Source organism: Streptomyces sp. NPDC001781 (assembly GCF_053596035.1).
Map to the genome: position 1 here is coordinate 137,424 of NZ_JBSFFI010000006.1, position 12,340 is coordinate 149,763.

General features: G+C 70.4%; 14 protein-coding genes and 1 tRNA gene. 6 read left to right on the forward strand and 9 right to left on the reverse strand.

Annotated elements, in window-relative coordinates:
• Window positions 1-46 precede the first annotated feature (46 nt).
• Window positions 47-1,024 carry an ArsA family ATPase gene (locus ACWCV3_RS07885; protein WP_451220018.1) on the forward strand — a complete coding sequence of 326 codons (978 nt, stop codon included), beginning with the start codon at window positions 47-49 and terminating at the stop codon, window positions 1,022-1,024.
• Window positions 1,021-2,349: an ArsA family ATPase gene (locus ACWCV3_RS07890; protein ID WP_451220021.1), complete on the forward strand. Its 1,329-nt coding sequence runs from the start codon at window positions 1,021-1,023 to the stop codon at window positions 2,347-2,349. The genes ACWCV3_RS07885 and ACWCV3_RS07890 overlap by 4 nt, the downstream gene beginning before the upstream one ends.
• Window positions 2,350-2,439: 90 nt before the next feature.
• Here the strand turns inward: ACWCV3_RS07890 and wblA are convergent, their stop codons facing one another.
• Window positions 2,440-2,778, reverse strand: coding sequence for a transcriptional regulator WblA (gene wblA / locus ACWCV3_RS07895; protein WP_030811461.1), 339 nt, complete (start codon window positions 2,776-2,778; stop codon window positions 2,440-2,442).
• A gap of 530 nt (window positions 2,779-3,308) precedes the next feature.
• Between wblA and ACWCV3_RS07900 the strand changes: the two genes are divergently transcribed.
• Complete coding sequence (locus ACWCV3_RS07900) at window positions 3,309-5,588, forward strand: transglycosylase domain-containing protein (protein WP_451220025.1); 2,280 nt, start codon at window positions 3,309-3,311, stop codon at window positions 5,586-5,588.
• Between the two features lie 61 nt (window positions 5,589-5,649).
• Here ACWCV3_RS07900 and ACWCV3_RS07905 read toward each other — a convergent pair whose 3' ends face one another.
• Window positions 5,650-6,117 (reverse strand): GatB/YqeY domain-containing protein, encoded by a 468-nt coding sequence (locus tag ACWCV3_RS07905; RefSeq protein WP_451220028.1) that lies wholly within the window; start codon window positions 6,115-6,117, stop codon window positions 5,650-5,652.
• 93 nt (window positions 6,118-6,210) lie between these two features.
• On the opposite strand from ACWCV3_RS07905, the gene ACWCV3_RS07910 reads away from it, so the two are divergent.
• The 3 genes from ACWCV3_RS07910 to ACWCV3_RS07920 all read left to right on the forward strand — a co-directional run bounded on the left by ACWCV3_RS07910 (window position 6,211) and on the right by ACWCV3_RS07920 (window position 8,098).
• Window positions 6,211-7,137, forward strand: a complete 927-nt coding sequence (locus ACWCV3_RS07910; protein ID WP_451220031.1) for a metallophosphoesterase — start codon at window positions 6,211-6,213, stop codon at window positions 7,135-7,137.
• Between the two features lie 75 nt (window positions 7,138-7,212).
• A complete protein-coding gene (locus tag ACWCV3_RS07915; protein ID WP_451220034.1) occupies window positions 7,213-7,959 on the forward strand; it encodes a Pr6Pr family membrane protein in 747 nt (248 codons plus the stop codon).
• Between the two features lie 65 nt (window positions 7,960-8,024).
• Window positions 8,025-8,098 (forward strand) — tRNA-Pro (locus ACWCV3_RS07920).
• 98 nt (window positions 8,099-8,196) lie between these two features.
• Here ACWCV3_RS07920 and ACWCV3_RS07925 read toward each other — a convergent pair.
• The 7 genes from ACWCV3_RS07925 to ACWCV3_RS07955 form a co-directional block, all read right to left on the reverse strand.
• Window positions 8,197-9,366 (reverse strand): site-specific integrase, encoded by a 1,170-nt coding sequence (locus tag ACWCV3_RS07925; RefSeq protein WP_451220037.1) that lies wholly within the window; start codon window positions 9,364-9,366, stop codon window positions 8,197-8,199.
• Complete coding sequence (locus ACWCV3_RS07930) at window positions 9,366-9,548, reverse strand: helix-turn-helix domain-containing protein (protein ID WP_067241065.1); 183 nt, start codon at window positions 9,546-9,548, stop codon at window positions 9,366-9,368. The genes ACWCV3_RS07925 and ACWCV3_RS07930 overlap by 1 nt, the downstream gene beginning before the upstream one ends.
• Window positions 9,541-10,836, reverse strand: coding sequence for a replication initiator (locus tag ACWCV3_RS07935; protein WP_451220040.1), 1,296 nt, complete (start codon window positions 10,834-10,836; stop codon window positions 9,541-9,543). Before ACWCV3_RS07935 ends, ACWCV3_RS07930 begins: the two co-directional genes overlap by 8 nt.
• A 157-nt stretch (window positions 10,837-10,993) precedes the next feature.
• Window positions 10,994-11,239 (reverse strand): SpdD protein, encoded by a 246-nt coding sequence (locus tag ACWCV3_RS07940; RefSeq protein WP_451220343.1) that lies wholly within the window; start codon window positions 11,237-11,239, stop codon window positions 10,994-10,996.
• Window positions 11,240-11,264: 25 nt separating this feature from the next.
• A complete protein-coding gene (locus ACWCV3_RS07945) occupies window positions 11,265-11,459 on the reverse strand; it encodes a hypothetical protein (RefSeq protein WP_256032819.1) in 195 nt (64 codons plus the stop codon).
• 15 nt (window positions 11,460-11,474) lie between these two features.
• A complete protein-coding gene (locus ACWCV3_RS07950) occupies window positions 11,475-11,666 on the reverse strand; it encodes a mobile element transfer protein (RefSeq protein ID WP_451220043.1) in 192 nt (63 codons plus the stop codon).
• A gap of 12 nt (window positions 11,667-11,678) precedes the next feature.
• Window positions 11,679-12,329 carry a DUF2637 domain-containing protein gene (locus ACWCV3_RS07955; protein ID WP_451220046.1) on the reverse strand — a complete coding sequence of 217 codons (651 nt, stop codon included), beginning with the start codon at window positions 12,327-12,329 and terminating at the stop codon, window positions 11,679-11,681.
• Window positions 12,330-12,340: the final 11 nt, after the last annotated feature.

The window sequence follows — 12,340 nt, forward strand, 5'->3', positions numbered from 1 at the left end:
ACAGCCTCCCGCGTGAGTGCCGCCCGGACTGGTTAGGCTCGAAGACGTGAGCAGGCTCCAGGTCGTCAGCGGCAAGGGCGGGACCGGAAAGACGACGGTCGCCGCCGCTCTAGCGCTGGCCCTCGCCGGCGAGGGGAAGCGGACGCTTCTCGTCGAGGTCGAGGGCCGGCAAGGCATCGCGCAGCTCTTCGGGACCGAGGCGCTGCCCTACGAGGAGCGGAGGATCGCCACCGCTCCCGGCGGAGGCGAGGTGTACGCGCTCGCCATCGACGCCGAACAGGCACTTCTGGACTACCTCCAGATGTTCTACAAACTCGGCGGCGCCGGGCGCGCGCTGAGAAAGATCGGCGCCATAGACTTCGCCACCACCGTCGCGCCCGGTCTGCGGGACGTCCTGCTGACCGGCAAGGCGTGCGAGGCGGTGCGCCGCAAGGACAAGAAGGGCGATTTCCTCTACGACCACGTCGTGATGGACGCTCCGCCCACCGGCCGCATCACCCGCTTCCTCAACGTGAACGACGAGATGGCCGGTCTCGCCAAGATCGGCCCGATACACACTCAGGCGCAGGCCGTGATGCGGGTGCTGAAGTCCGCCGAGACGGCCGTGCACCTCGTCACGCTGCTCGAGGAGATGCCGGTCCAGGAGACCGCCGACGGGATCGCCGAACTGCGCGCGGCGGGGCTGCCGGTGGGCCGCGTCATCGTGAACATGGTCCGCCCCGAGGTGCTGGACGCGGCCGACCTGGACCTGGTCCGTACCGTCCCGCGCACCGCCGTCGCCGACGCGCTGTCCTCGGCGGGCCTCGGCGGAGCGCGGCGTGGCGGGCACGCCCAGCGGCTGGTCGACCCGCTGCTGGCACAGGCCGCCGAGTACGCCGAGCGGCACACCCTGGAGCAGGAGCAGCGCGCGGTCCTCGGCGAGCTGGATCTGCCGGTGGACGAGCTGCCTCTGCTCGCCGAGGACATGGACCTGGCGGGCCTGTACGAGCTGGCCATCGAGTTGCGGAAGCAGGGGTTGTCATGAGCCAGGAGCCGCAGACCGCCGCCGACCCGGACGCACGCTCCGGCCGGTCCCCGGCGCCGACCCTGCACGTGGACGCGCTGCTGGACGACCCGGAGACCCGGATCGTGGTGTGCTGCGGCTCCGGCGGCGTCGGCAAGACGACCACGGCCGCCGCGCTGGCCCTGAGAGCCGCCGAGCGCGGCCGCAAGGTGGTCGTCCTCACCATCGACCCCGCCAAGCGGCTGGCGCAGTCGATGGGCATCGACTCCCTGGACAACGTGCCCCGCCGGGTCAAGGGCACCGAGGACCGCCGGGAGGGGTCCCCCGTCGAGGGCGCCGAGCCCGGCGAGCTGCACGCCATGATGCTCGACATGAAGCGCACCTTCGACGAGGTCGTGGAGGCGCACGCGGACCCCGAGCGGGCGGCCCAGATCCTGGCGAACCCCTTCTACCAGACGGTCTCCGGCGGCTTCGCGGGCACGCAGGAGTACATGGCGATGGAGAAGCTCGGCCAGCTCCGTGCCGAGGACGAGTGGGACCTGATCGTCGTCGACACCCCTCCCTCCCGGAACGCGCTGGACTTCCTGGACGCGCCCAAGCGGCTCGGTTCCTTCCTGGACGGCAGGCTGATCCGGCTGCTGACCGCGCCGGCCAAGCTGGGCGGCCGCGCGGGGATGGCGTTCCTGAACGTCGGGATGTCGATGATGACCGGCACCCTGGGCAAGATCCTGGGCGGTCAGCTCCTCAAGGACGCGCAGACCTTCATCTCCGCCATGGACACCACCTTCGGCGGCTTCCGGACCCGCGCGGACGCCACCTTCAAGCTGTTGCAGGCGCCGGGGACGGCGTTCCTGGTGGTGGCGGCGCCCGAGCGGGACGCCCTGCGCGAGGCGGCGTACTTCGTGGAGCGGCTGGCGGCCGAGGAGATGCCGCTGGTCGGCCTCGTGCTCAACCGGGTCCACGGCAGCGCCGCCACCCGGCTGTCTGCCGAGCGGGCGCTCGCCGCCGCGGAAAATCTTGTGGAGCCCGGCATTGTGGATCAGACGGACGGGAATGCTGACGCTCGTAACTCCCCAGAAACAGAAGGAAGTTCAGATTCCACCCCATCGGACTCCGCCCCGGACCCGGACCGGCCCGTGGACGAACTGACCGCGGGTCTGCTGCGGCTGCACGCCGAACGCATGCGGCTGCTCGCGCGCGAGCAGCGCACGCGGGACCGTTTCATCAGTCACCACCCCGAGGTGGCCATCGTGGAAGTACCCGCGCTCCCCGGTGACGTCCACGACCTCACGGGCCTGCGCGACATCGGCGACCGCCTCGCGGCGGGGCACACGGAACTGTCCTAGCGGCGGCCCCGGGCGCCGTACAGGCACGCTCCGGTGCGGCGCGTCCGTGCGGCCCCGTCGATGCCGCCGGCCTATGCCCGACGCAAGCCGTCAGCTCACGGCCGCGTAGTTCTCGTAGACCTCGTCGTCGTCGAGAGGCACGATTCCCGTGCCGCGCTCGTACTCCGAGCGGGCGGTCTCCAGCAGCCGCCGCCAGGAGCTCACGGTGGGCCGGCGGCGCAGCAGCGCCCGGCGCTCGCGCTCCGTCATGCCTCCCCACACGCCGAACTCGACGCGGTTGTCCAGCGCGTCGGCCAGGCACTCCGTGCGCACCGGGCATCCGGTGCACACCGCCTTGGCCCTGTTCTGCGCTGCTCCCTGCACGAACAGTTCATCCGGATCAGTAGTGCGGCAGGCGGCCTGCGCACTCCAGTCGGTAACCCAGCCCATACCGGCGCCGTCCTCTCCCGAATCGAGGCTCCCCCACGGCGGCAGCGGCATATTCACCGCGGCCAGTTGAGGACGTTACGGAAGGCGCGCACAGCGCAACACCCCCTTCGGGCCCAATCTTGAATGGCCCGAACGGACTATGGGTAAGCGGCAGATCACCCGGAGGAGTGAGCGGGCGACATGCGTGATCATCCCGGCAAAGCGGGATGGTTGTGATGCGGCACATGGGGCGCCGCGTGACACACGAGGCGGTTTCGGGCACGCCCACATCGGGAAGCCGGGGCTCACCGGAGCGATTCGGGGTCGCCGGACGTATTGCTACCCGGCCGCGCCGCTGTGACAGTTGAACGCAGCTTAGGCCAACGCCTGTGCGCGTGTCCGGCGAATGACAACGTTGGGCCCCGCGTCGCCGCCCCGTCACGCCGCCATGCCGTCGCACCACCCGACCGGACGTCACGATCCTGCACCCGAACCGCCCGGGGGCCCGTCGCTCCCCCGGAACGCTTATCACCACGGATTAGGCTGCCTCCATGCCAAAGAAGCGCTCGGGCGGTGGTCTGTCGGCCACGCAGCAGGCCGCCAAGTTCCTCGGTGTCAGTGTGCTCGCCGGGGCGGTGATGGCGGGGATCGCGCTGCCGGCCGCCGGGGCGCTGGGCCTTGCCGCGAAGGGCTCGGTGCAGGGCTTCGACGAGATCCCGGCCAACCTCAAGAGCCCCCAGCTCAGCCAGCGGACGACCATACTGGACAGCCGGGGCCACCAGATGGCCAGCGTCTACTCCCGTGACCGCACGGTGGTGGAGCTGAAGGACATCTCGCCGTACATGCAGAAGTCCATCGTCGCCATCGAGGACTCGCGCTTCTACCAGCACGGCGCGATCGACCTCAAGGGTGTGCTGCGCGCGCTGAACAAGAACGCGCAGAGCGGGGGCGTCGCCCAGGGCGCGTCCACCCTCACCCAGCAGCTGGTGAAGAACTACTTCATCGAGGAGGCCGGCGACGACCCCACCAAGGTCGCCCAGGCCACCCAGCAGACCCTCGGCCGCAAGGTCCGCGAGCTGAAGTACGCGATCCAGATCGAGGAGAAGCTCGGCAAGAAGAAGATCCTGGAGAACTACCTCAACATCACCTTCTTCGGCGAGCAGGCCTACGGCGTCGAGGCCGCGGCCCAGCGCTACTTCTCCAAGCACGCCAAGGACCTCAACCTCCAGGAGTCCGCACTGCTGGCGGGCATCGTGCAGTCCCCGAGCCGCTACGACCCGGTCAACGACGAGGCCGAGGCCACCAAGCGGCGCAACACCGTGCTCCAGCGCATGGCCGATCTGGGCGACATCTCCCAGGCCGAGGCCGACCGGGCCGGCCAGGCACCGCTGGACCTGCACGTGAGCCGTCCCAAGAACGGCTGCATCACCGCGACCCGCGACTCCGCCTTCTTCTGCAAGTACGTCGAGAACGTCTTCCTGACCGACCCGGTCTTCGGCAAGTCCCGCGAGGAGCGCGCCAAGCTCTGGAACAAGGGCGGCCTGACGATCCGTACGACGCTGGACCCGCAGGCGCAGAAGTCGGTGCAGGACTCGCTCAAGGACCACGTCTACAAGTCCGACTCGGTCGCCGCGGCCGCCACCCTGGTGCAGCCGGGGACCGGCAAGGTGCTGGCGATGGGCCAGTCGAAGCCGTTCGGCTACGGCAAGGACGAGACGGAGTACAACTTCTCGGTCGACCGGGACCTGGGCGGCTCCAACTTCGGTTTCCCGACGGGCTCGACGTTCAAGCCGTTCGTGGCCGCGGCCGCGATCGAGGGCGGCAAGCCGCCGACCCAGGCGTACTCGGCGCCGTACAAGATGGCGTACCCGAGCCCGGTGCAGCGGTGCGGCTCTACGCCGTACCGCAACACCGAGAAAGAGATGGCGGAGAACGAGAACGAGTCCGAGAAGGGCCCGTACCGCATGAAGGAGGCGATGGCCAAGTCGGTCAACACCTACTTCGTGCAGCTCATCTCCGACATCGGGCTGTGCCCGGTGGCCAAGATGGCCGACAGGCTGCACGTGGTGCAGGGCGACGGCTCGAAGCTGCCGCAGACGCCGGCCATCGCGCTCGGCGCCATCGGCCTGTCCCCGCTGACCATGGCCAACGCGTATGCCACCTTCGCCTCGCGCGGCATGTACTGCACCCCGGTCGCCATCGAGTCGATCACCGAGAAGGCCGGTGACGAGGAGAAGTCGATCCCCGTGCCGAAGTCCACCTGCACGCGGGCGATGAGCGAGAAGACGGCGGACACGGTCAACACCCTGCTCCGGGACGTGATCGACTCCGGTACCGGCCAGGAGGCGGGTCTGAACGACCGGGACAGCGCGGGCAAGACGGGTACGACGGACGAGCGGAAGAACGCCTGGTTCGTCGGCTACACCCCGAACATGTCCGGCGCGGTCTGGGTCGGCAGTGCCCGGCAGAACGTGAAGATGATCGGCATCACCATCGGCGGGACGTACCACGCCCTGGTCTTCGGTGGTGGCGTGCCGGGTCCGATCTGGCGGGACGCGATGTCCGGCGCCCTGTCGGGCAAGGACGCGCCCGACTTCCATACGATCGACATCCCCGACGACCGGGACAAGGGCGACGGCGGGGGCAACGGCAGGAGTGACGGCAGCGGCGGTCGTCCGGGAACGACCGGCGGGGGCCTGATCGGCGGCCTCTTCGGCGGACTGACCGGCGGGAACGGCGGCAACAACGGCAGCCGTCCGGGCGCCGGGCAGCCGAAGCCGACCAAGCCGGGGCTCGTGCAGGGGAACGCTAACGGCGGACGCCGGAACTGAGGCTCGTCACGACAGTGGGGCCGCACCTCGTGCAAGGTGCGGCCCCACTGTCATGTCCCGCTTAGCCCTGGAGCTGCTGCTTCACGATCGCGGCGACGCGGCCTCCGTCGGCCTGGCCGGCCACCTCGGGGTTCACGATCTTCATGACGGCACCCATGGCCCGCGGCCCCTCGGCGCCGCCCGCCTTCGCCTCCTCGACGGCCCGGGCCACGATCGTGGTCAGCTCCTCGTCGGAGAGCTGCTTGGGCAGGTAGGTGGCGAGCAGCTCGCCCTCCGCCTTCTCCCGCTCGGCCTGCTCGGGGCGACCGCCCTGGGCGAAGGCGTCGGCGGCCTCACGGCGCTTCTTCGCCTCCTTGGTGATCACCTTGAGGACCTCGTCGTCGGACAGCTCGCGCTTCTCCTTGCCCGCGACCTCCTCCTTGGTGATCGCGGCGAGGGTCAGCCGGAGCGTCGCGGAGCGCAGCTCGTCGCGCTCGCGGATCGCGGCGTTGAGGTCGTCGTGGAGCTTCGACTTGAGCGTGGTGGTCATGGACCGATTGTCGCAGGTGCGGATGGCCGAACGCCCCTTGATTACGGGGACGCCAGCTCTTGGCACCGCGGCGGGGTCTGACACGATGGGCGTATGCGCGCGCGATACGGAGTACCCCTGGGAATCATGGCGGCCGGGGCCGCCGGAGTGGCGTACGCGGCGGGCTTCGAGGTCCGCTCCTTCCGCCTCCGACGAGTGACCGTGCCGGTCCTCCCGCCGGGTATGCGCCCGCTGCGGATGCTCCAGGTCTCCGACATCCACATGGTGGGCGGGCAGCGCAAGAAGCAGCGCTGGCTCCAGTCGCTGGCCGGGCTGCGCCCCGACTTCGTGATCAACACCGGTGACAACCTCTCCGACCCCGAGGGTGTCCCCGAGACGCTGGACGCGCTGGGCCCGCTGATGGAGTTCCCGGGCGCCTACGTCTTCGGCTCCAACGACTACTACGGCCCCAAACTCCGCAACCCGGCACGGTACTTGCTGGAGAAGGCGAGCGGAAGGCACGGCCTGAACGGCAACGCCCCCGCGGTCGGTGTGGTCCACAACCCCTGGGAGGACCTCAGGGACGGCTTCGACACCGCGGGCTGGCTGGACCTGACCAACCAGCGGGGCGTGCTGAAGGTCGAGGGCGTCTCCATCGAGCTGACCGGCCTGGACGACCCGCACATCAAGCGCGACCGCTACGCCCGCGTGGCCGGCGGCCCCTCCGAGGGCCACGACTTCTCGATGGGCGTCGTGCACGCGCCGTACCTGCGCACCCTGGACGCCTTCACGGCGGACGGCTACCCGCTGGTCCTCGCCGGGCACACCCACGGCGGCCAGCTCTGCATCCCCTTCTACGGCGCGCTGGTCACCAACTGCGACCTGGACACCGACCGGGTGAAGGGGCTGTCCACCCACACGGCGGAGGGCAACACCTCCTACCTGCACGTCTCGGCCGGCTGCGGCACGAACCGCTACACCCCGATCCGCTTCGCCTGCCCCCCGGAGGCGACGCTGCTGACGCTGGTGGAGCGGACGTGACCCTGGCCGAGCGGGAGTAACCCGACCGGAGTGCCCCGAATGGTTGCTTTTCGCCGTCCTGCCTAGCGTGAGGGCATGACCGCACCGATACCGCCCGTGCCCCGGGAGATCCCGGATCTGCCCGCGATCCCCTGGGAGAGCACGCCCGCACTGCAGCCGTCGTTCGTGCCGGTGACGGCGGTCGTGGCGCCGGTCCGACGCCCCCTGGTCGCCGCGTACCGCCTCCTGACCGCCCTGCTGGCGGCGGCGGGGGTGGCTCTGGAGATCCACCTGGCCGGCCCGTCCCGCGCGCTGAGCTACTTCCAGGTGCAGAGCACGGTGCTGCTGGCGGCGGTCATGCTGGTGTCGGCCTCCCGCTCCTGGCGTCCGCGCCGCGCACTGCCCGCCGCGCTGACGGGGGCGGTGCTGCTGTACGTGGTGATCGGCGCGGTGGTGTACCACGCGCTGCTGGCCCACACGACGCCACCGTTCACCATGACGGGCGCGACGGCGCCGCCGGCACGGTGGCACGCGCAGTGGGCGGCACTCCAGGTTCTGCACACGCTGGTGCCGCTGGCGGCGGTGCTGGACTGGCTGCTGCTGACCCCCGCGTCACGGATGCAGCTGCGGCAGGCGGCGGGCTGGCTGCTGTTCCCGCTGGCGTACCTGGTCCTCCTGCTGGTCCGGGCCCGCTCCCTCTACCCGTTCCTGGACGTCCCGGCCCACGGCTACCGCCACACCCTGGCCAACGCGCTCCTCCTGGGCCTCGCGATATACGCCGCCGCGGTGGTCCTCATCGCCCTGGACCACGCCCGCCCCTCCCCGGTCCGCCGCCGCGTCTGAACTGGATTTCGCCTCCGGCCCCCGGTGGGCTAAAGTAAACGACGTCGCCGCGACAGCAGCGACATCGGGGTGTAGCGCAGCTTGGCAGCGCGCTTCGTTCGGGACGAAGAGGTCGTGGGTTCAAATCCCGCCACCCCGACAGCCAAAACAGCAGGTAGACCACCTAGGAACATTTCTAGGTGGTCTTCTTGTTTTTGCCTGCGTGTCTATCTGAGTGACTACCGCTTTTCTGCGTGCCTACGAGTACCGTTCCTGCGTGCCGAAGATGCCGTCCATGACCACGGCACCGGTCTGGATCACGGGCCGGATCTGCTTCCGGTAGACCTCCTCGGTCACGGCGGTCCCCGAGTGCCCGACGAGCCGCGAGATCTCCTCCAGCGGCACGCCCCGGTCGGAGAGCAGCGAGACAAAGCTGTGCCGCAGCTCCCGCGGCGTCCACTCGTCGGCGTTGATCCCGTCGATGCCCTTGAGCGCCTGGCGGAAGGCACGGCGGACGTTGGCGGCATCGAGCGGCTTGCCGACGGCAGACGAGAAGACGAGCCCGTTTTCCTCCCACTCCTCATCAGCGGCGAGCCGGTCCCACCCCTGATCCTCGAACTGCTGCCAGAGGGCATCCACGCAGCGCGCCGGCAGAGCGAGCGTGCGCCGGGACTTCCGGGTCTTGGTGTCCCCACTCCTCCGCACCGACCGCCAGACCGCGATGTGCGGAGGCTGCGGCGGGTCGAGGTCCGGCCGGCCCTTCAGGAAGACGTGGTCCCAGGTGAGAGCCCGCAGCTCTTCCGTACGGGCACCGGTCAGGAGCGCGACGACGATGTACGCGTACATCGAGGTTCCCTCGGCGCCCTTGAGTACGGCGTCCGCTTGGGCGAAGGTGAGCGCCTTGGACGGGCGTCCGCCCTGCCCCTGAGGCACCGAGCACAACTCGACGACATTGCGCTTCACCTTGTCCCGCGCCATGGCCCGCTTGACCGCGCGGTTGAGGCAGGAGTGAATCCCCTGAAGCGTACGGGTGCTGAGCGTCTCGGCCTTGGTGGCCAGCCAGCGATCCACGTCCTCCGCACTCAGATCGCGCAGCTTGCGTGCGCCGAGAGACGGGATGACGTGATTCCGGCTTAGGAGCGTGACGGTCTCGACGGTACTGGGGTCGAGGCCCGCCAATCCGAACTCCAGCCAGTCAGCCACGGCGTCCTTCACCGTGTAGTTGGTGGGCGCGATGGCAAGACCGTCTTCGTGGTCCCGCAGCACCTCCTTGAGCTTGTTCTTCGCCTCCGTCTTGGTCCTGCCACTCCCCCGCTTCACGATCCGCTTGCCGCTCGGGTCGAAGCCGAGGTTCGCCGTGGCGATCCACCGCTGTCTCTTCTCGTCCCAGTGCAGGCCGCCGTCACCGCGGCTCCGACGCTTGGTCATCAGGCCGCACGCTCCAACTGTCCGGCGATGAACTCGCCCACGGCGGAGGCCGGGATGCGCCGGCACCGGCCGATGGCGACAGAGGGCAGGCGGCGGGTACGGATCAGGTCGTAGACCGTCGACCGTCCGACCTTCAGGCGAGCCATGACATCGGCCACGGTCAACAGCTCGTCGTCACGCATGCGTTGGTTCTCCTTCTGTTCCGGGGGCGGGTTCGAGGGTTTCGGTGAGCCAGGCTTCGGCGTCGGTGAGGCCGGTTCCGGCGTAGACCCAGTGGGCGAGGACGAGGGTCGTGTCCGGCTCGGTAGGGGCGTCGGCGGCAGCTTGTGCGCGGCGCCATTCGGCGCGGGCGTCGCGGAGGGCGCCGAGGGTGGTGGAGTAGCGGCGGGACTTGGTGGAGAAGTGGCCGCGGAAGCCGAGCATGTGGGCCCAGGCCCTCAGGCGGAGGTCTCCCAGGTCCTTGCGGCCGCCGAGGGCCCAGGCGGTGCGGATCAGTCGGCGGGCGTGGTCGGTGATGTCGAGCTGGGCGAGTTCGGCGGCGAACTTCAGGGGCCGGTCGAGAGCTCCTGTCGCGGTCTCGGCGCCCTTGGTGGCGTACTTGGCGATGTAGGCGGCGACGGCCCGCTCGGTCAGCTCCTGGCCGCCGTCGAAGTCGGCGGAGCGGATGGTGCGCACGTCGAGCTGACGGCCGAAGGTGAAGACGTGAGCCCGGCCGTCGACGACGGGCCCGTCCACGCGAACGGCGGTGGCGGCGGCATGGATGGCGTCGGTCAGCAGCTCGGCGGTGGCCCAGGCGGGAGGCGGGGTGTCGCCGCCCTCCGGGCCGTCGATGCGGATGACGGCGTGGAAGTGGACGGCGCCGCGCTTCTGGTACTCGGCGACCTTGGCGAAGGACACCCGGGCGTGCTCGCGGAAGGCCCGTTGCGTGAGGCCGGCGCGCTTGGCGACCTCGCGGCGCAGGTAGGTCGAGAAGCGGCGCCACAGCATTCCGGCGTGCGCGTTCCAGAGGACGGCCGCGTCGTAGTCGTAGGTGTCGGGGTCGAGGGCCGTGCCGAGGGCGGGGTCGTCCTGGTCGTGGCGGGTGCCACAGCGACAGGGGCGGACTGAACCGGCCGGGCCGGTGGGGCGGTTGTGGACCGGGCCGAAGCCGGGGGCGGTGAAGGTGGCGAAGGCGCGGGGGTGTGTGGCGACGCGTTCGGGGACGCCCTTACCGCCGCGCAGACCGGAGGTGATCAGGTGGAAGGTGTCCCGGCGGTAGACCTCGGCGCAGGCCGCGCAGCGGGTGGTGCGGCGGTTGTTGCAGCGGACGAGGAGGTGTCCGGCCGGGAGAGCGGCGGAGTCGAGGTGGTGGAGGACGCTGCCGATCTCGCCGGTGCGGGTGTTCACGTCGTACTCGGTGCGGTGGCCGTTGAGGCGGATCGGGTGGGTGCAGCCGCCGAGGCCCGAGAGCTGGCGCAGGAGGGCGGGCATGGTGCCGAGGGCGGCCAGGTCTCGGAGTTCGGTCAGCGGGGGCGGGGTGGCGCGGGTGATGATGGGCTTGCTCCTTCTGGCTTGGGCTGGGAGGGGTGAGGGCCCCCGGGGCGGCGGATGCTTGGCGGTATCGAGGCCGGCCCGGGGGTCTGGTGTGTCAGCGGCGGTGCTGGTCGCGGAGCATTGAGCGCAGGACTACGGCGGCGACGGCCACGGATACGGCCGTGATGGCGACGGCGGCCAGGAGCGCGGTCAGTACGACGCCGCCGACGAGGACGGCCGCGACGGCTCCGGTGCTGACGGAGATCTGCGGGACCGGGCGCCGCGTAGGCGTCGGTTCGGCCGTGGTGTGGGTGTGCGCGGGCGGCGGGGTCGGGGTCTCGGGGTACTTGGGCAGGAACACGGCGAAGCTCTCCTTACCTACTCGTCTAGTCATGTGAGCCGTTGACGACGCCGACACCGGAGCGCGTGCCGGACTCGATGGCCGGGGCCATGAACGTGTGCGAGAGCCAGAAACCGAAGAGGGCGATCAGGACGACGATCCACGTGCGGACGCCGAGGAACTTGACCGCTCCCCAGGCGAAGAAGCCGAGGACGACGACGAGCGGGAGGCTGACGGTCACGGGAGGAGGGTCCTTTCAGCGGACGGGGCAGCGGTGGGTGCGGGCGGCCAGTTCGGCGGCGGCGCGGCTGTCGTAGTCGGCGGAGAAGCCGCAGCGCGGGGCCGTGCAGGCGGCGGTGTGCTTTTCCCGGCCGCGTCCGTCGTAGGAGGTGCCGACCTGGACGGGGCCGATGCGGGAAATGGAGCGGAAGCGGCGGTTGGCACACATGGAGGGCTCCTTTCAGAGCTGTGCGGCGATGGCGTCGGCCAGGGGCAGAGGCACGCCGAGGCGGGCGCGCAGGGTCGGGGTGTCGATGGCCGTTCCGGTGCGGTTGTGGTGCTCGGTGGCGACCTTGCGTGCGTGCTCGACCAGGGCCGCCGGGACGGGGACCGCGGGCGGAGCGGGCTTCGGCTCGATTGTCGGCGCGGCCGGGAGGGCCTCGGCCGGATCGGGCGCGTCCTCCTGGTCCTCGATGGGCTGCGGTTGCTCCGGTTCGTCAGTCGTCTCGGGGTGGTCGTCCGTCGGCGGCGGGGTCGAGTGGGCGAGGAGGGTGCCGCCGAGGAAGGCGACGGCTGGCCAGCCCGCGACGAGGATGCGGAGCCAGGCCGGTACCTGGTCGATGTCGAGCAGTCCGGCGGTGGCGACGTTCGCGCCGAGGGAGGCGGTCAGCGCGATCACGAACCAGCACCACCCAGACGCCTTGGCGTCGCCGGAGCGCAGTCGGCGCCAGGCGGCTACGAGCAGCAGGTCGACGGAGACGGGATACGCCCACGCCTTCCATCCGTCCTGACCGGCGGCCGAGGCGATGTCGTGCAGGTGGGCGAAGGACAGCGCGGCGGCGATGACCGCCTGAACGAGCACCGCGTCGACGCGGGCTAGGTGGGCGCGCATGCTGCGGCTCC

Coding starts and splice junctions, on each gene's coding strand:
- wblA (WP_030811461.1), bottom strand. CDS start 2,778: ATGGGCTGGGTTACCGACTGGAGTGCGCAGGCCGCCTGCCGCACTACT.
- ACWCV3_RS07955 (WP_451220046.1), bottom strand. CDS start 12,329: ATGCGCGCCCACCTAGCCCGCGTCGACGCGGTGCTCGTTCAGGCGGTC.
- ACWCV3_RS07950 (WP_451220043.1), bottom strand. CDS start 11,666: ATGTGTGCCAACCGCCGCTTCCGCTCCATTTCCCGCATCGGCCCCGTC.
- ACWCV3_RS07915 (WP_451220034.1), top strand. CDS start 7,213: ATGACCGCACCGATACCGCCCGTGCCCCGGGAGATCCCGGATCTGCCC.
- ACWCV3_RS07935 (WP_451220040.1), bottom strand. CDS start 10,836: ATGCCCGCCCTCCTGCGCCAGCTCTCGGGCCTCGGCGGCTGCACCCAC.
- ACWCV3_RS07890 (WP_451220021.1), top strand. CDS start 1,021: ATGAGCCAGGAGCCGCAGACCGCCGCCGACCCGGACGCACGCTCCGGC.
- ACWCV3_RS07900 (WP_451220025.1), top strand. CDS start 3,309: ATGCCAAAGAAGCGCTCGGGCGGTGGTCTGTCGGCCACGCAGCAGGCC.
- ACWCV3_RS07905 (WP_451220028.1), bottom strand. CDS start 6,117: ATGACCACCACGCTCAAGTCGAAGCTCCACGACGACCTCAACGCCGCG.
- ACWCV3_RS07930 (WP_067241065.1), bottom strand. CDS start 9,548: ATGCGTGACGACGAGCTGTTGACCGTGGCCGATGTCATGGCTCGCCTG.
- ACWCV3_RS07910 (WP_451220031.1), top strand. CDS start 6,211: ATGCGCGCGCGATACGGAGTACCCCTGGGAATCATGGCGGCCGGGGCC.
- ACWCV3_RS07925 (WP_451220037.1), bottom strand. CDS start 9,366: ATGACCAAGCGTCGGAGCCGCGGTGACGGCGGCCTGCACTGGGACGAG.